12 protein-coding genes are annotated in these 17,762 nt (G+C 56.8%); 9 read left to right on the top strand and 3 right to left on the bottom strand.

All coding sequences use genetic code 11. The annotated features are described in order from the left end of the window. The first annotated feature begins 223 nt into the window (after nucleotides 1–223). Together ACP_RS15660 and ACP_RS15665 are read left to right on the top strand one after the other, a co-directional pair. A complete protein-coding gene (locus ACP_RS15660; protein WP_015898311.1) occupies nucleotides 224–2,503 on the top strand; it encodes a S9 family peptidase in 2,280 nt (759 codons plus the stop codon). Between the two features lie 270 nt (nucleotides 2,504–2,773). Then, nucleotides 2,774–6,211 carry a TonB-dependent receptor gene (locus ACP_RS15665; protein ID WP_015898312.1) on the top strand — a complete coding sequence of 1,146 codons (3,438 nt, stop codon included), beginning with the start codon at nucleotides 2,774–2,776 and terminating at the stop codon, nucleotides 6,209–6,211. A gap of 79 nt (nucleotides 6,212–6,290) precedes the next feature. On the opposite strand, the gene fucP is transcribed toward ACP_RS15665, so the two are convergent. From fucP to ACP_RS15680, 3 genes are read right to left on the bottom strand one after another with little or no spacing between them, the layout of a single operon-like run. Beyond that, complete coding sequence (fucP, locus tag ACP_RS15670) at nucleotides 6,291–7,619, bottom strand: L-fucose:H+ symporter permease (protein ID WP_015898313.1); 1,329 nt, start codon at nucleotides 7,617–7,619, stop codon at nucleotides 6,291–6,293. Between the two features lie 9 nt (nucleotides 7,620–7,628). Continuing rightward, complete coding sequence (locus tag ACP_RS15675) at nucleotides 7,629–8,660, bottom strand: zinc-binding alcohol dehydrogenase family protein (protein ID WP_015898314.1); 1,032 nt, start codon at nucleotides 8,658–8,660, stop codon at nucleotides 7,629–7,631. Next, nucleotides 8,657–9,502, bottom strand: coding sequence for an amidohydrolase family protein (locus ACP_RS15680; RefSeq protein ID WP_015898315.1), 846 nt, complete (start codon nucleotides 9,500–9,502; stop codon nucleotides 8,657–8,659). The genes ACP_RS15675 and ACP_RS15680 overlap by 4 nt, the downstream gene beginning before the upstream one ends. A 141-nt stretch (nucleotides 9,503–9,643) precedes the next feature. Between ACP_RS15680 and ACP_RS15685 the strand changes: the two genes are divergently transcribed. From ACP_RS15685 to ACP_RS15715, 7 genes are all read left to right on the top strand, one after another. Then, nucleotides 9,644–10,726 (top strand): LacI family DNA-binding transcriptional regulator, encoded by a 1,083-nt coding sequence (locus tag ACP_RS15685; RefSeq protein ID WP_041839668.1) that lies wholly within the window; start codon nucleotides 9,644–9,646, stop codon nucleotides 10,724–10,726. A gap of 216 nt (nucleotides 10,727–10,942) precedes the next feature. Then, nucleotides 10,943–12,661: an alpha-L-fucosidase gene (locus ACP_RS15690; protein ID WP_169305999.1), complete on the top strand. Its 1,719-nt coding sequence runs from the start codon at nucleotides 10,943–10,945 to the stop codon at nucleotides 12,659–12,661. A gap of 56 nt (nucleotides 12,662–12,717) precedes the next feature. After that, nucleotides 12,718–13,572 carry a fumarylacetoacetate hydrolase family protein gene (locus ACP_RS15695; RefSeq protein WP_015898317.1) on the top strand — a complete coding sequence of 285 codons (855 nt, stop codon included), beginning with the start codon at nucleotides 12,718–12,720 and terminating at the stop codon, nucleotides 13,570–13,572. Between the two features lie 19 nt (nucleotides 13,573–13,591). After that, entirely contained in the window at nucleotides 13,592–15,238 is a 1,647-nt protein-coding gene (locus ACP_RS15700; RefSeq protein WP_015898318.1) for a UxaA family hydrolase, read from the top strand. Then, nucleotides 15,235–16,020, top strand: coding sequence for an SDR family NAD(P)-dependent oxidoreductase (locus ACP_RS15705; protein WP_015898319.1), 786 nt, complete (start codon nucleotides 15,235–15,237; stop codon nucleotides 16,018–16,020). The genes ACP_RS15700 and ACP_RS15705 overlap by 4 nt, the downstream gene beginning before the upstream one ends. Before the next feature lie 4 nt (nucleotides 16,021–16,024). Beyond that, nucleotides 16,025–16,807: an SDR family oxidoreductase gene (locus tag ACP_RS15710; RefSeq protein WP_015898320.1), complete on the top strand. Its 783-nt coding sequence runs from the start codon at nucleotides 16,025–16,027 to the stop codon at nucleotides 16,805–16,807. A 250-nt stretch (nucleotides 16,808–17,057) separates the two neighbouring features. After that, the gene (locus ACP_RS15715; RefSeq protein WP_238525587.1) at nucleotides 17,058–17,759 is read left to right on the top strand and encodes a GAF domain-containing protein; all 702 of its coding nucleotides are present in this window, start codon (nucleotides 17,058–17,060) and stop codon (nucleotides 17,757–17,759) included. Nucleotides 17,760–17,762: the final 3 nt, after the last annotated feature.

Below are 17,762 nucleotides of genomic sequence, written 5' to 3' on the forward strand. Positions count from 1 at the left end.
CAGGTGCTCTCACAAATGCGCCCTTCACCCCAGCGTCTTACGTGTTGCCCCGTAGCAGGATCCCGCATTTTCACTAAATGCAGTTGCCAGAGAGGAATAGGCCAGCCAGAATGATTGCATCTGTTTTAGTATGCAAAAATGAGCGCAATAGTGGCTTGATGATTTCCAGAGGCAGCATGCTGCGAATGTAACGGCTACCTCGTGAACTCCAGATGAGGGAAAAATGAAGAAGCTAACTGTATATCTGCTTGCGGGCTTGTTCCTCAACAGCATTGCGCCGGCAACTGTGCATGGCCAGAGCCTACGCCAGAATTTCAAGACGGCCGCGACGCTGGGCGAGATCTATCGCAAAGACACATTGAATTATCCGGGTACGCCGGTATGGATCGAAAACAGCGACAGCTTCTGGTACCGCAAAAGCGTTGAGGGTGGCCACGTTTTTGTGCTGGTGAACGCGGTGAAGCAGACGCGCGGACCTGCCTTTGACCAGGCCGGGCTGGCGGCAGCTTACAGCAAGGCTAGCGGTCATGCTGTGACGGCTCTCAAGCTTCCTTTTTCTTCATTCCAGTTTGTGAATGCGAGGAAAGAGATCACCTTCACTACCGGCCAAACCGAGTGGACGTGCGACTTGCAGCAGTACAAGTGCAATCGAACCGGCAAAGATGAGCCTTGGTGGCAACAGGATCATTCTCCCGAGCCAGACAATGATCCACAAAAAATGGCCGTGTCTCCCAATGGAAAGTGGGAGGTATTCATTCGAAACTTCAATGTCTACGTGCGTCAGAAAGGCAACGACCATGCGGTTGCGCTGAGCACCGATGGTTCACAAGGGAACTTCTACTATCTGCCGACGGCGCGCTGGTCCCCTGATTCGCAGAATCTTGTTGTTTACCGGATTCGCCCCGGCTTTCGCCGCGAGATTCACTACGTGCAGGCGGCCCCGCCCGATCAGCTGCAGCCGCGCTACTCATCGATGGAATATGAAAAGGCCGGAGATGTGCTCGACCTGCAGCAGCCTGTGCTCTTTCATGTCGCTTCCGCACAAGAGGTTCCAATTGCCTCAGAACTTTTCCCCAATCCTTTCGATCTTTCTAATACGAAATGGTGGAAGGATAGCCGAGGATTCACCTTTGAGTACAACCAGCGCGGGCATCAGGTCTATCGCGTGATCGAAGTGGACGCGAAGACGGGGCAGCCACGTGTCCTCATCAATGAGACGAGTAAGACCTTCATTGAATATCCGCGGGTGACCGGCAGCCAGTATGACACCGGGTGGACGTACCGGCATGACTGGCAAGACGGCAAAGAGATTATCTGGATGTCGGAGCGGGATGGCTGGCCCCACCTCTATCTGTACAACGGAACCACCGGCGTAGTGGAGAACCGAATCACGCATGGGAGCTGGGTCGTTCGGAATGTGAATTATGTGGATGATGCGAAGCGTCAGATCTACTTTGAAGCCAGCGGCATGAACAGGGATGAAGACCCGTATTTCATTCACGGCTATCGCATCAACTTCGACGGCTCAGGACTCACCCCGCTCACTCCTGAAGCGGGGAATCACACTCTCGTTTTCTCGAGTGATGGCAAATACTATGTGGATACATGGTCTACGGTCAGTGCGCCTCCGACGATGGTGCTCAAGCGAACGTCAGACAACGCTGTGATCATGCACCTTGAGAAAACTGATATTCACAAGTTGCTGGCGGCCGGCTGGCAGCCCCCGACTGTCTTTCATACTGCTGGACGGGATGGAAAGACCCAGATATGGGGCTTAATCTACAAGCCGCTGCACTTTGATGCCAGCAAGAAATATCCGGTCGTCGAGGATATTTATGCAGGGCCGCAGGGCTCCTTTGTTCCGAAATCGTTTGGCCCGAGGTTTGAGCCGCTCACTGCGCTCGGTTTTGTCGTGGTTCAGATTGATGGCATGGGGACCAACAACCGGTCCAAAGCCTTTCAGGATGTGATCTGGAAGAACCTGAAGGATAGCGGCTTTGAGGATCGGATTCTTTGGCACAAGGCAGTCGCAGCCAAATATCGCTGGTATGACATTTCGCATGGGGTAGGCATCTTTGGTACCTCGGCGGGCGGCCAAAGTACGCTGAACGCACTTCTGTTTCATCCAGAGTTCTACAAGGCGGGCGTGGCCAACAGCGGATGCTATGACAATCGCATGGACAAGATATGGTGGAACGAATTGTGGATGGGTTGGCCGGTGGGGCCGCAATATGCGGCTTCTTCCGGGGTTGTGAATGCGTACCGCCTGCAAGGCAAGCTGATGTTGGTGATGGGCGGCATGGACCATAATGTCGATCCCTCCTCTACGTTCCAGGTGGTGAATGCGCTGATTCATGCCGGGAAGGACTTTCAGCTGCTCGTTGTCCCCAACGGGGATCATGGGGCAGGCGGAGCTTACGGTGAGCGCCGCCTGGAAGACTTCTTTGTAGAAAACATGCTGCATGAGCAGCCACCTGATTGGAACAACAGCCAAGGGCAATAGGGCTGTTTTGTCCGTTTTCCATATCTTTCACAATCAACCGCGAGCCCCGCCGTCCGAGCGGGGCTCTTCTGCGTGATCACGCTCCTGGAATCTCCAATGGTGGTGTCAGAAGGCCCACTTGAACGTGATTTTGACCATCGATTTATCCACAGCTATCTATCTGTTGACAGAGGCAGAATTCGAGGTGTAACGTGGTCCGCCATTAGGAAACGTTTACCAGTTTCAGTGCTGTTACCACCTCTATCTGAACCATATCCCTCTGGAGGTAGCATGATACGTAGTCTCCGCAGAACCCTGTTGCTCTTGGTGATGGCGTCACTTGCTGTGGGCACCGCTTTCGCTCAGGAAAATGCCAGCATCACGGGTACCGTAACCGATCCAACCGGGGCCGTGATCCCAAACGCCACTGTCATCCTTACGAATACCGCTACAGAACACCAGCAGAAGTCGCAGGCGAATACCGATGGCATTTATATCTTTGGCAATCTTGGGGTGGGTAGTTACAGCCTGAGTATTTCCGCCAAAGGATTTACTCGCACGACGATTGGCGGTATCACTGTCAATGCAGGGCAGACTGTACAGGAAAACGTCTCCCTCAAAATCGGTAGCACTGCGCAGACTATTACGGTTCAAGCCGGCGCGCTGGAGTTGCAAACACAGACGAATGAGTTGAGCACGCTGATGACCGGCAAACAGGTTTCACAGCTGGCCACCAACGGACGAAATGTAACGGCCCTGGCGGCGCTCGGGCTTGGCGTCTCCAACAATCTGCCTGCCTTCAGCGGCGTGAATGCTCTCACCTCATCCAATGGCATCAGCTTCAATGGAACCCGCACTTCTCACAACATCTACCTGCTGGATGGCGGGGAATTGAATGATCGCGGCTGCGGAGGCTGCTTCAGCTCGCTGCCTTCGATTGATGCTCTCTCTGAGTTTCGCACTCTGGATAGCAATTATCCGCCCTATTACGGACTCGGCTCAGGCGGCGTGGTGATGATGGTCATCAAATCAGGCCAGCGCAGATATCATGGCGAGCTTTATGAGTTCAATCGCAACGAAGCCTATGATGCGAACAATTACTTCACCAATCTCGCCCATCAGAAGCGGCCTGAGTTTCGCCTGAATGAGCCGGGAGGCAATATTGGAGGCCCGCTTTTCATTCCGCACGTGTACAACACCAACAAGACACGAACGTTCTTCTTTGTGAATGAAGAGTGGAGACGCCTGATTCAAGGCAGCTCGCCTTCCATCGTGAATACGATTCCGAGCAATGACTTTCCCACACTGGGCCAGCCGCTGGCTTACAACATTCCGGCAGGAGGAGCGGTGCCAATCGTTCCAAATACGAGCGACCCCGCGAAGCTCGCTCTTTACGCCTCCGATGGGCTGACGCCCGGGCAGCCATTCCCGAACAATGTGATTCCGGCAAACCTGATTGATCAGAATGCGGTGCTTGAGTTGAACGCGGGAACCTTCCCTCATCCCAATTACGGCAACAGCCAATACATTTCTTCCATCCCTCTCACCGACAATGTGCGTGAGGATGTGGTGCGCATCGACCACACGATCAACTCCAAGCTGCAATTGATGGGGCACTTTCTGCATGACGCTGTCAGCGAGACGTTTTACCCGCCACTGTGGGGTGACAGCACGTATCCGACAGTCGGCACGCAGATGAAAAATCCTTCCTACAGTGCCGTCATCAGCCTGACGCAGACCATTTCTCCGAATCTTTTGAATGTGACCGCGTATGACTACAGCGGCAACAAAATTACGCTGGATCCGGTCGCGGGCAAAGGCGGCTCATTTACTCAACCGCAGGGTTGGAGCGCGCAGTCCTTCTTTCCAGTATCGGACAACTTTGGTGCACGCCTGCCCGAGATTGATCTGCAAGGATCTCCGTTGAATGCCAATTGGAGTTCCTCATATTTCCCCTGGAAAAATGGCTATGAGGGCTTTGAGTGGCGGGATGACCTGACCTGGAACCGCGGCCGGCATCAGTTACGATTTGGCTTCAGTTGGCTGCACGACTACAAAAATCAGCAATTGCAGGCCAATACGCAAGGCACGGCGGTCTTCAATTCAAGCAACTTCTCAAAAGACTCCTACATCAACTTTCTGCTCGGGGATGCAAGCAGCTTCACTCAATTGCAATACCTGTATGGCAAGCATTGGGTGAGCAACAACTACAGCTTTTATGCCAACGATGATTGGCATGTCACGCGCGATCTTACGTTGAACCTTGGCCTGCGGTACGACGCCATGCCGCACACCTTTGAGCGCTACAACCAGTTCGCCAACTTTGTTCCGGCGGATTATAACTACGCAGCAGGCTATCCTCTCGACCCGGCGACCGGCACATTGCTCTCCTCGTCTCTGACTCAGTACAACGGCGAGCCGTTCTACCTGAATGGCATAAGGGAGGCAGGGGTCAATGGATTTCCCCGCGGCGTTGTGAACAACGACTTCAAGACCGTAGAGCCAAGGGTCGGCTTTGCATACGACTTGCATGGCGATGGTCGAACAGTACTCCGTGGTGGATTTGGTCTGTTCTATGAGCGCGTGCAGGGCAACGACGTCTATAACGCAGCGTTGAATCCGCCCTTTGCGTATCAGCCATCGGCGACCAATGTCTATTTCTCAAACCCTAAGACAAGCGCCCTTACGGGGCAGACTACGACGCAGAGTTTCCCCTCGGTGCTCACCGGCATCAAGTATCACTATCCGCACCCCGGTACCGCGGAGTATAGCCTCGGGGTGCAGCACAGCATCACCAACTCGATGATTGCGGTGATTCAGTATGTCGGCACCGATGGATGGGACCAGAACGATGATCGCGGGATCAATACGCTTCCTTTGGTCGATGCCGCTAATACTGCCAGCCCGTATGATCAGCGCGAGGGAGTCGCGAACGGAAGCCTCAATGCGAACTTGTATCGCATATTCCCGGGCTACAGCAGCATCTCTCAGGAGGAAAACGAAACACACTTTAACTACAACGCGCTCCAAATGGGTTTACGCGCAGATAACTGGCATAATCTCACGGTAGTGCTGGCATACACCTATTCGCATGAGATCGATGAGGTAAGCGCAGATCTGAATTCTGTCTCCAATCCCTTCAACCTCAAGTATGACAAAGGCTCGGGTTCGTTGGATCGCCGTCATATCCTCAATCTCACTTACATCTATGCGTTTCCCTTCTTCCTGCATAGTTCCAATGTGGCTGAGCGGGAGGTTCTGGGCGGCTGGGAGTTTTCAGGCATCACCAGTGCGGAGACGGGAACGCCTCAGCCGATCACTTATACCGGCTCAGATACATTGGGGCTCGGTGGAGGAACGACGAACCGGCCTAACCTGGTCACCGGATACGTGCACTATATGAAGCACGGGTTGCAGTGGTTTGACCCGGCGTCATTCTCAAATCCGGTTGCACCGTGGAATGGAGGAACGAATCAGGGATTTGGCGACGCCGGCAAGGATGCTGTGGTGCTGCCGGGCTTGCTTAACTTCCAATGGTCGCTCTTCAAGACTTTCCACTTCACTCAAGGCGGGCTGCCCAATCTGGAACTGCGCTTTGAAGCCTTCAACGTGTTCAACCACACCAACTTCACGGGCATTGACGCGAACTCCGCCGACTCAAACTTCGGCCAGGTGACCTCAGCCTACGATGCACGTGAGCTGCAATTCGGCGCGAAGTTCCACTTCTAGCTTTTCTCCTGAATAGTCAAAGGCGTCTCCGCTCGGGGGCGCCTGCTTTTTTGCGCGATACGTTTATTCGTGACTCTGTTCAGGCATTTGAGGAGCGCATGGTGCGCCAGTCCCCAAACGAGTAAGCGCCAATCAGCAGGTAGGCGGCCAGAGGAACCAGATAAGCGAGCGCCTGGCTGCCGGAGGCATCGGCGATGTATCCCATGAGCAGGGGAATCAAGGCTCCGCCCACGATGGACATGACCAGGATGGAGCCGCCGATCTTTGCATTTTTCCCGAGTCCGCGAATGCCCTGTGCAAAGATAGTGGGATACATCAAGGACATAAAGAAGCTGCTGAGCAGCAGACTCCAGACACCGATCCAGCCAGGAAGAAAAGCTCCCATTGCGGCCAAAAGAGTATTGGCGATGCAGTAGATACCCATCAGTAGACTAGGCCGCACATAGCGCATCACCCAGGCTGAAAAGAAGCGCCCCACGCCGAAGCCCACCAGCGACATAGTAAGCAAATATCCTGCGGCCTTGTTGTGCTCAGGCGTATAAGAAACGACGTATGGAATAAAGTAGCTCCACGTGCCAACCTGTGCGCCCACGTAAGCGAATTGAGCCAGCACCGCCAGAACAAAGTGCGGCTTTTGCAACAGACTGGCAATGCTGCCATGCTCTTCCGGCTCGTCGTGAGTGGTTGTCAGATCGTGCGGAAAGCGTGTGATGGCAATCAGAATCAGCAACGCAAGCGTGAAAGCACTGAGTACCAGGTAAGGATCGGCGACGCGCAGCGTCTCGGAGTGCAGATAGGCCAGATAAGTATGCGCGGCCTTTTGCGCTGCAATTTGTGTGGCGCTGAGGTGAATGCCCGAAAAGATAAAGATCGTTCCAATCAATACACCGGTGATAGAACCGAGCGGATTGAAGGCCTGCGCCAGGTTGAGCCGCCGGGCCGCGCTGCGAGGGTCACCGAGTTGGACGATGAAGGGATTCGAAGCTGTTTCAAGAAACGAGCATCCGCTGGCAATGATGAACAGCGCAGCAAGGAAGAATGTATAGCTATTGGCGACCGCCGCCGGCCAGAAGAGAAAAGCCCCGAGTGTAAAAAACGAAAGGCCAATCAAGAAGCCGGATTTGTAACCGAACCTGCGCATAATAAAGCCGGCCGGCAACGCAAGGAAAAAGTAGCCCAAATAAAAGGCGAATTGCACCAGCCCGGCCTGCAGGCGAGTCATGGCAAATGACTTCATGAATTGACGGATCAGCACATCATTGAGATTGTTTGGGATTGCCCATAAGAAAAAGAGTGCCGTGATGAGCACAAATGGCAGCAGCGTCTTGCGGGTAATGATCGGAGCGTTGTGGGGTCCGCCGGAATGATGAGCCGAAGGCTCAGGAAGTGTGGGAGTGCTGGGCAGCATGGCGGATGTTTATCCTCTGGAATGTGTGTCGTCAAGATCGATCATGATCTTGGTGAACCCTGCGGGGTTGGCGCTCCACTCCGCCAGCACACGCGGAGCATCTTCGAGCGGAACCATGGTGCTGACTGCGGCATCCACAGGGAAGCTTCCGGCTTCGAGCATGCGGATGACATTGCGAAAATCCTCTGGTTGCGCATTGCGCGAGCCGCGAACATCCAGCTCCTTTTGAACGAAGAGCCGGGTCTCGTAGCTCACGGGTTCTTTTGCGTAGCCGATGTACACGACGCGTCCGGTGAAGGCGACCTCTTCGACAGCCGCGCGAAAGGTAGCAGGCGTGCCGATGGCTTCAATGATCACGTCCGGGCCCCGTCCACCGGTGAGCTCTTGCAGGGCTTCATGCAGGTTTTGCCGTTGCGAGTGAATCGTATGTTGCGCACCAGCCCGCTGCGCGATGGCCAGCTTGTCATCATCGACATCAATGGCGATGGTGGTTGCGCCTTCAAAAGCCGCAGCCGCGACCGCGCCGAGGCCTACGCCTCCGCAGCCAAGCACCGCTACTGTGTCGGATGCGGTCACGCCTCCTCTTGCCACCGAGTGAAAGCCCACGGTCAGCGGTTCCACGAGACACAGAGATTTCAAGTCGAGTCGCGCGGGATAGAGACGATCCACAGGCATGCTCACATACTCCGCCAGTGCGCCATCTCGCTGCACTCCGAGCGTCTGGTTAAACTGGCAGGCATTCTTGCGGCCACGCAGGCACGAGGCGCACTGATTGCAGCATGTGTAGGGAGATACCGTTACGTCCATGCCGACGGCAAGGGGCGCGTGGCCCGCATCAATCTCCACAATGGTGGCGGCGATTTCGTGGCCGAGAATCCGCGGATACGAAACCATGGGGTTCCGGCCGCGATAGGAGTTGAGATCGCTTCCACAAAGACCCACGCGCCGCACGCGCAGCAGAGCTTCTCCTGATTGACGTACCGGTTCGGGAACGTTCGTCACCGAAGCTCGTTCTGGCTCGTGGAGCAGGAGTGCTTTCATGCTGAATGGTCCTTCAGGCGATAGATTCGCGTGGCATTGCCGCCCAGAATACTCTCCTGCTCGGCGAGTGAGAGGGCCGAGGCCCAGGCGCGCAGCGTCTGCCACCAGCGGGAGTAGCTGGCAGCCACGGTACACACCGGCCAGTCTGAGCCGGCCAGCAATCTCTCCGGGCCAAAGCACTCCAGAGCAGTCTCCAGGTATGGAGAAAGATCTTCAGGCGTCCAATGCAGCCAGTCGGCTTCGGTGACCATCCCGCTGATTTTGCACATGACGTTGGGGCGCTCGGCCAATCTGCGCAGTTGCTTGCGCCAGGGTGATAGTTCGCGCGCGGCGATGCTTGGTTTGGCCAGATGGTCCAGCACAAATGTCTGGTTTGGGTGCAGGTCTGCCAGTTCGATGGCTGCCGGCAACTGATGCGCATAGATCAGAATGTCGTAAACCAATCCGGCCGGTGCCAGCAGGCTCAGCCCGCGCGTAAAGTCAGGCTGTAACGCATAGCGTTCATCCGGCTCCCCCTGCAGTACATGGCGTAACCCTTTCAGGCGGCTATTGGATTGCAGAGACTCCAGGATATGGGGGAAGTCAGGGCTTGCGATGGGAGCCCAGCCAACTACGCCGGCCAGGAATGAATGCTTTTCCGCAAGTTGCAGCAGCCAGTGTGTCTCTTCGAGCGTTTGCCTTGCCTGCACGGCCACTGTCTGCCTGACCTCTGCTCTGTGCATTTCGTGCTCAAGGTCGTGCGGCAAAAAATCCCGCCGCAGCATCTGCATGGAATCGTCAATCCAGCCATATTCCGCCTCAGAGTAACGCCAGAAATGATGGTGCGCGTCAACGGCGTACAAAGATCACAGCTCCTGGTTCCGCAGATTTGATTCACGGTACAGGAATCGTTTACTGGATGGCAAGACTTCGTCTCTGAATTTCTCTTAATGGAAGAAAAGACAGCATTTGCATCTTGGCTTCCGCCCTGTATATTGCGAGACATGGCCGTTCGCCTCAAAGACATTGCGCAAGATCTAGGCCTCTCAGTTGTCACGATCTCGAAAGCGCTGCGCAATCATCCTGATATTGCTGAAGAAACGCGCATGCGCATTCTGGCGCGCGTCAAGGAACTCGATTATCAGCCGAACCTGATGGCGCGCAGCCTGGTGACTGGCCGCAGCTATCTTGTCGGACTGGTGGTGCCGAGCCTTCTGCATCCGTTCTTCGCAGAGGTTGCCCGCTCTCTCTCTTCGGTGATTGGCCGGCAGGGATACTCACTGATTCTTGCCTCTTCAGAAGAAGATCCTGAACTGGAGGCTCGTGAGATACAGCAGATGACGGCACGGCGGCTCGACGCACTGGTCATTGCCACTTCAGGTGCCGATGCCGGCCCGCTCGAGCGTCTGCAGGCGAACGGTATGCCCTACGTGCTCATTGATCGCGAGATATCGGGCCTGGAAACAAATTTTGTGGGCGTCGATGACGTTGCGGTCGGCCGTATGGCGACCTCACATCTGGTGCAGCAGGGTTGCAAGCGCGTTGCACATATTCGCGGCCGTGACAACAGCACGGGTCTGCGGCGCTTTGAGGGCTACCGGCAGGCTCTGAAGAAGGCCGGCCACGAATTCTCTGAAGATCTGGTGGTGGCTCGCTCTAACGTTGACGTGGACAGCACGCGGATGGGGGCTGAGGCCATGCGTCTGCTGCTGCGGCGCAAGCCTCGTCCGGATGCTGTGTTCGCCTACAACGACCCTCTCGCCATCGGTGCGATGGAAGCCATTCTTGATGCCGGGTTGCGCATCCCGCAGGACATCGCGGTGATTGGTTGCGGGAATCTTCATTACAACGAGTCTCTCCGCGTTCCGCTTTCAAGCATTGATCAGCGCAGTTCGTTGATTGGCGAACGCACGGCTGCCATTCTCCTGCATGCGATTGCGTCCAAGACGCCGCCGCGTCCGGTCTCTGTGATCCTTGACCCATCGCTGGTCGTGCGCGGCTCAAGCCTCAGGAAGGCGTCCACTCAGCCTGCCACGCGCTCGAAGAGGGAACAGGCTTCGAAGAGAGCACATGCAAAGAAAAGCTAAATATTAATCGATAACTGTATCGTTTGACATTGATTTGCATGCACGGCTATCCTCGCAGGACGAGGAGTCGCGCAGTAAGATTTGCGCGCTCTGGCGTCGCTTATTGCAATCAGGATCGGAGGAGCATTGATGCAGCGGAGAGATTTCTGCAAATTGATGGCGGCCATGGCGGCTTCGTCAGCATTGCCTTTGAGGGGGCAAACAGCAGGGAATGCGTTGGCCAACGCACCGGCTGGCTTTGATGCGCTCACGATGGATTACGCGCAATTCTGCGCCACGCCGGCTGATGAGCGGGTGTTCTACGCACTCGTCAATGGTCAGATCGTCAAGCAGAGACTCGATAACGCCAATTGGACGCCCACTGCCTGGGGCAAGCCGCCCGCGTTGCCGGTTCCTGGTGGTTCCTGGGACGGCGTGCCGATGCGCTCGCCCATTCCGAACCTTGCGGGCACCGGCAAGTTCAAGCCCACATGGGATTCGCTGCTGCAGTACGAAGCTCCCGAGTGGTATCGCGATGCAAAGTTCGGTATCTGGGCGCACTGGAGCCCGCAATGCGTGCCCGAGGACGGCGACTGGTATGCCCGCAACATGTACATACAGGGCCAGCCCCAATACAAGTTCCAGCAGGAGCATTACGGGCCGCCTTCCACCTTCGGCTACAAAGATCTCTGCGCGCAATGGACGCTGCTCAACTGGGACCCGGATGCGCTGATCGAGCGCTATCAGCGCGCCGGTGCGCGATTCTTTATCACGCTGGCCAATCATCACGACAGCTTTGATACGTGGAACTCAAAGCACCAGCCATGGAACGCAACTGCCATTGGCCCCCACAGGGATGTGGTGGGTACCTGGGCCACGGCCGCGCGCAAGCGGGGCATGCGCCTGGGGGTCACAGTGCATCAGGCGCGTAACTGGTGGTGGTTCCAGCCCTCGCACGGCGCGGACAAAACCGGTCCGCTGGCCGGCGTGCCTTATGACGGCGATTTGACGATGGCTCAGGGCAAAGGCCAGTGGTGGGAGGGGCTTGATCCTCACCGTCTTTACAACGTGAAGCATCCTCACGATGCATTGCCCGATATCTCCTACGTCAAGAATTTCTATGACCGCACGCGCGACCTGATCGATCAGCACAACCCTGATCTGCTTTATTTTGACAATCCGCGTGTGCCGCTGGGCTGGGCCGGTATGAATCTGGCGGCTTACTTTTACAACCACAATATGGCGACCCATGGCGGCAAGCTTGAAGCAGTGCTGAACGGCAAGCTGATGCCGCCAAAGATTGCCGGCGCGCTGGTGGCCGATTATGAACGCGGCTTTTCGAGCGAGATTCTGCCCCATGCGTGGCAGTCAGAAACCTGCATTGGCGAATGGCACTATCAGCGCAAGCTGTATGAGCAGCCGGGCGAGTACGGCGGCTACATGCATCCGCGCGATGTGATTCACTGGCTCATCGATACCGTCAGCAAGAACGGCACCTTCATCCTGAATATTCCGGGCAAGCCCGACGGCACCATCGACAGCAAAGAGATCGCGGTGCTCGACAAGATCACCACCTGGATGCAAATCAATGGCGACGCCATTTATGCCACGCGCCCGTGGAAGATCTACGGCGAGGGGCCTGACTCGGTCAAGAGTGGCGCCTTCCAGGGCAACAGCATCCGCAAGCTGAATGCTCAGGATATTCGCTTCACGCGCAACAAGCAGAATACCGAAATCTACGCTCTGACCATGGGGTGGCCTGAGAACGCTATGCTCATCAAGTCCATGGGCACAGCCGCTTCCACCAACCCGGGCAGGATTGAGCACGTGCAATTGCTCGGCACCGGCGAACGCCTGAAGTGGAAGCAGCGCGCAGACGGGCTGCATATCGAGCTGCCCAAGAGCTATCATCCGCCGGTGGATTTTGCGGCCGCTCTCAAGGTGTCACTGGCATAGGCCGGTGGCACCGTTATCCTGTAGATCAAAATCAGAAGCAGGGAAGCTAAAGAAGCATGCGTCTTGTGAACTTTCGTGGTGGGGCTCAGGCCGGTTTCGGTGTGGAGCGCGATGGCTTTGTGTATCCTCTCAGCGCCGAAGGATGCGCCACAGAGGCGGAGTTTTTTACCGATGTTGACCGCGGACTGGCCGCAGCTCGCGCGGTGCTCTTGAACGACGGCGCGCAGAAGCTCGCGCTCGCAGATGTGGAATTGCTCGCGCCGGTGACCCGTCCGGGCAAGATTCTCTGCATCGGACTCAACTACCGTGACCATGCCATCGAGTCCGGCATGGAGATCCCCAAGGTTCCCACGGTATTTCTCAAGCTGCCGCACGCGGTCATTGGGCCAGGCGCTGAGGTGGTGTTGCCCGCGCTATCGCAGCAACCGGACTACGAGGCTGAACTTGCGGCGGTGATCGGCAAGCATGCTCGCAATGTGCGCGCGGAAGACTGGGAGCAGTACGTGCTTGGCTATACCGTCCTCAACGACGTGAGCGCGCGAGACGTGCAGTTAGCCACCTCGCAATGGGTGCTGGGCAAGAGCTTTGATACGTTTTGCCCTCTGGGGCCTGCCATTGTCACAACAGACGAACTGCGCGATCCGCATGCGCTTGATATTCAGCTCTCAATTGATGGAGAGACGCTGCAGCACTCCAATACGCGCGAGCTGATCTTCAAGCTGCCGGAGTTGATCGCTTATCTGTCGGCCATCATCCCGCTTGAGCCGGGCGACATCATCAGTACGGGCACGCCGGCCGGCGTAGGGTTGGGGCGCACGCCAAAGCGCTGGCTCAGGCCCGGCGAAGAGATGACCGTGACCATCGAAGGCATTGGCGCGTTGAAGAATCGCACGGTCGCGGCCCGCGTCTGAAAGGAAGTCGCAAAGACCTATGCCTCGAGTTCTGCAGATCGACTCACGAGACAACGTGCTGATTGCGCTGGAAGATCTGCATCAGGGCGAGACCGTCATGATCGGCGGCGAGCCTGTCGTGCTGCCCGCGCCGGTGCCGTGCAAGCACAAATTTGTAACTGAAAATCGCGCAAAAGGTGACCCGGTCGCGATGTATGGCGTTCTGGTGGGCCGAGCCCGCCAGAACATCGCGCGCGGTGAAGTCATCACAGTGCGCAATCTAAGTCATGACAGCGCGGCCTTTACCTCTACCCGTCAAACGCACCCCTGGACGCCGCCCGACATCAGCCGCTGGCAGCAGCGCACCTTTCTGGGCTTCCACCGCGATGACGGCCAGGTGGGTACGCGAAATTACTGGGTGGTAGTCCCGCTTGTCTTCTGCGAAAACCGCAACGTAGAAAGCCTGCAGCGTGCCTTTGAAGAGGAGCTGGGGTATAGCGCCCCGCCCAGATATCGCCGCCTCGTGGCCGAGATGGCGCGCGAGTATCGCGCAGGTAAGGCGGGTTCAGGAAGTATCGGTGTGGAGCCTCAGTCTGAAGCTGCCGACTTGCCCCGGCCGGTCTTTGAGCATGTGGACGGCATTCGCTTTCTCACACATCAGGGAGGGTGCGGCGGGACGCGTGAAGATTCTGATAACCTGTGCGCGCTGATTGCAGGCTATCTGCATCATCCCAACGTGGCTGGTGCAACGGTACTCAGCCTGGGTTGCCAGCATGCGCAGTCCGCCGTTCTTATGGAGCAATTGCGCAGGCGCAATACTTCGTTCTCTAAACCGCTTGTGATTGTGGATCAGCAGACCGCCGGAACAGAAGCCGCGCTGATGGAGCATGCTCTTCGAGAGACCTTTCACGGTCTGGTACAGGCAAATCAGCATCGCCGCCAACCTGCGCCGTTGAGCAAGCTCACCATTGGTCTCAAGTGCGGCGGCTCTGATGGATTTTCCGGCATCTCGGCAAATCCTGCTATTGGACATGTTGCCGATCTGATGGCCGCGCTCGGGGGCAAAGCGCTGCTCTCCGAATTTCCTGAATTGTGCGGTGTGGAGCAAAGCCTGGTGGATCGCTGTGCCACTCAAGAGGCGGCAGACAAATTTGTCAAACTCATGAACGACTACGCCGCTCGTGCCAGGGCCGTGCGTTCGGGCTTTGAGATGAATCCTTCTCCCGGCAATATTCAGGATGGCCTCATCACAGACGCGATGAAATCCGCTGGCGCAGCGCGCAAGAGCGGCACGTCGCCGGTGACCGATGTGCTCGATTATCCGGAGTACGCGGTGACGGCTGGGCTGAACCTGCTCTGCACGCCGGGCAATGACGTGGAGTGCGTCACCGCGCAGGTGGCAGCGGGCGCCAACCTTGTGCTATTCACCACTGGCCTTGGCACCCCTACGGGAAATCCCGTCGCGCCTGTGATCAAGCTGGCCACGAACTCCGCTCTGGCGGCGCGCATGCCAGACATTATCGACATCGACACGGGCAGCGTAGTCACCGGCGAGTCAAGCATTGAGAGCATGGGCGAATCTATTCTCGAACGCATGGTCGATATCGCCAGCGGCTCGCTGAAGACGAAAGCTGAACAGCTCGGCCAGAACGACTTTATCCCGTGGAAGAGAGGAGTTTCTCTATGACGCAACCCTTCCGTCTGGATGGAAAAACCGCAGTCGTGACCGGCGCGGGCAGCGGAATCGGCCGCGCGATAGCGCTCACCTTTGCCGCAAGCGGAGCCACTGTCTATCTGATCGATCTGCGCAAGGACGCTGTGGACGAAACCGCACGAAGCATCGCCGAGGCTGGCGGTTGCGAAGCTGTTTCTCTTCCGTGCGATGTTACCGACGCCTCCCAGACGCAGGAGTGCTTTGCCGGAATCGTAGATCGGACCCGTATCGACATTCTGGTCAATTGCGCGGGTGTGGCACACATCGGCCGTCTTGAAAATACGACCGAAGCCGACTTTGAACGGCTCTTTCGCGTGAATGTGAAGGGCACTTATCTGTGCATGCAAGCCGCAATTGGTCCGATGAAGCAAGCCGGTGGCGGAGTGATTCTCAATCTCGCATCGATTGCTGCGAGCGCGGGTATCAGCGACCGTTTTGCCTACTCCATGACCAAGGGCGCGGTGCTGGCCATGACGCTTTCAGTGGCGAAGGACTACATTGCGGACGGCATTCGCTGCAATGCGATTTCTCCGGCGCGCATTCACACTCCTTTTGTGGATGCTTTTCTTCGCGACAACTACGCCGGGCAGGAAGAGGCGATGTTTGCTCGTCTCTCCCAATCGCAGCCCATCGGCCGCATGGGGTCTCCTGAGGAAGTCGCCTCCCTGGCACTCTATCTCTGTTCTGATCAGGCTTCATTCATTACGGGCGCGGACATTCCGCTCGACGGCGGCTTCTTTAACCTGCGAGGGTAGCATTGTGGATCTTGGCCTGAAAGACAAAGTCATATTGATCACCGGAGGGGCCGAGGGGATCGGCGGCGCCATCACAGAAGCCTGCATTCGCGAGGGCGCGGTCCCGGTTATTGTGAATGCGGATGCTCCCGCTGTGCAGCAGTTTGCCGGTGATCTGAGGGCGCGCGGCGCTGTCTTTGAATTGCTGACAACCTATCTTGCCACTCCGGATGACTGCCGCGCTGCTGTGGAGGAGACGCTGCGCCGCCGCGGTCGCATTGACGCGCTGGTGAACAACGCTGGCGTCAATGACAAGGTGGGTCTTGAGTCGGGCAACCCGCACGATTTTCTACGCTCGATCGAAAAGAATCTTTGGCACTACTATGCGATGGCTCACTACGCATTGCCGGCACTGAAGCAGGCGAGAGGAAGCATTCTTAATATTGCATCGAAGACGGCATTGACCGGCCAGGGAGGCACCTCAGGTTACGCGGCTGCCAAGGGCGGCCAACTGGCACTGACCCGTGAGTGGGCCGTGGAGCTATTGCCCTGCGGCATTCGCGTCAACGCCATTGTGCCCTCAGAGGTAGCCACGCCGCAGTACCAGAGATGGATTGCGACCTTCCCCGATGCGGAGGCGAAGATGCAGGCCATTCTCTCCAAAATCCCCCTGGAGCAGCGCATGACGCAGCCGGAAGAAATTGCCGCAATGGCTGTTTTTCTGCTTTCTTCGCAATCAGGACATACGACGGGACAGCATATTTTTGTCGACGGCGGCTACGTGCATCTGGATCGCGCCATCTCCTGAATGCCGTCTTGTTTCAAGAGAATGCAGCAGCTTGAAAAGTTGGCCTGCGCATCGCATTTCGTCATTTCCTTATCTTTTCTTCATCTCCTCGCGTGACACAATAGCGGTTTGGAGTGCGTAGGTCATCGCCCCGAGTTGCGCGATGCAGTTCTTCCAGGCAACGAAGCCGCTGCTCGTCCCGGATACTCCGGCTGCGAGTAGTGTGTAAGGAGGGTGGCCCTTGGCCGAGGAGAAAAAGCGATCGTCCGCTTTGAATGAGATTGATCTGTTGCACGAGATTGGCAGCCGCATGGCGGCGGCCGATCCGTTTCACACCGTGCTCGAACGCATCATCGAACTGGTTACCGATGCCGTGCAGTGCGATTCCTGCTTTATCTATGTGCTTGACCGGGACCAGCTTGTTCTGCGCGCGTCCAAGAATCCGCATACCGACATCGTGGATCATGTCTCACTTTCAATGGGACAGGGCATTACGGGATGGGTGGCCACGCACAAACAGGTGGTGGCGATTCCCGCCAAGGCGTCGAGCGATCCCCGTTTTGCCCGGCTCAGCAACCTGCCAGAAGACCGCTTTGAAGCATTTCTTTCGGTGCCTGTGTTGTGCCGGGGCAAGCTCGTGGGCGTCATCAATGTGCAGCATCGCCAGCCGCACCCGCATTCCCAGCAGGAGATTCGCCTGATCACCATGCTCGGCTATCTTGTGGGCGCTGAGGTCGAGCTGGCGCGCATGGAGTTTGAGAAGGCGCAGCTTGCCGGGCAGTTGGAGACGCGCAAGATCATGGAGCGAGCCAAGGGAATCCTGCAGCGCGAACTGAACGTGGATGAAGAAGCGGCTTATCTCGCCCTGCAAAAGCAGAGCCGGCAGCGTCGCAAGCCGATTAAAGAGATTGCTGAGGCCATCATCCTCATGGACGATCTGCGTCGCGGAAAGAGCATCACCGCAAAGAAATAGCGC

The sequence above is a fragment of the Acidobacterium capsulatum ATCC 51196 genome, from assembly GCF_000022565.1.
In the GTDB taxonomy this organism is placed as follows: Bacteria; Acidobacteriota; Terriglobia; order Terriglobales; family Acidobacteriaceae; genus Acidobacterium; species Acidobacterium capsulatum.

What these genes read in the sequence shown, in the direction of transcription:
- ACP_RS15675 (WP_015898314.1), bottom strand. Translation starts at nt 8,660, where the DNA reads ATGAAAGCACTCCTGCTCCACGAGCCAGAACGAGCTTCGGTGACGAAC.
- ACP_RS15665 (WP_015898312.1), top strand. Translation starts at nt 2,774, where the DNA reads ATGATACGTAGTCTCCGCAGAACCCTGTTGCTCTTGGTGATGGCGTCA.
- ACP_RS15685 (WP_041839668.1), top strand. Translation starts at nt 9,644, where the DNA reads ATGGCCGTTCGCCTCAAAGACATTGCGCAAGATCTAGGCCTCTCAGTT.
- fucP (WP_015898313.1), bottom strand. Translation starts at nt 7,619, where the DNA reads ATGCTGCCCAGCACTCCCACACTTCCTGAGCCTTCGGCTCATCATTCC.
- ACP_RS15660 (WP_015898311.1), top strand. Translation starts at nt 224, where the DNA reads ATGAAGAAGCTAACTGTATATCTGCTTGCGGGCTTGTTCCTCAACAGC.
- ACP_RS15695 (WP_015898317.1), top strand. Translation starts at nt 12,718, where the DNA reads ATGCGTCTTGTGAACTTTCGTGGTGGGGCTCAGGCCGGTTTCGGTGTG.
- ACP_RS15705 (WP_015898319.1), top strand. Translation starts at nt 15,235, where the DNA reads ATGACGCAACCCTTCCGTCTGGATGGAAAAACCGCAGTCGTGACCGGC.
- ACP_RS15700 (WP_015898318.1), top strand. Translation starts at nt 13,592, where the DNA reads ATGCCTCGAGTTCTGCAGATCGACTCACGAGACAACGTGCTGATTGCG.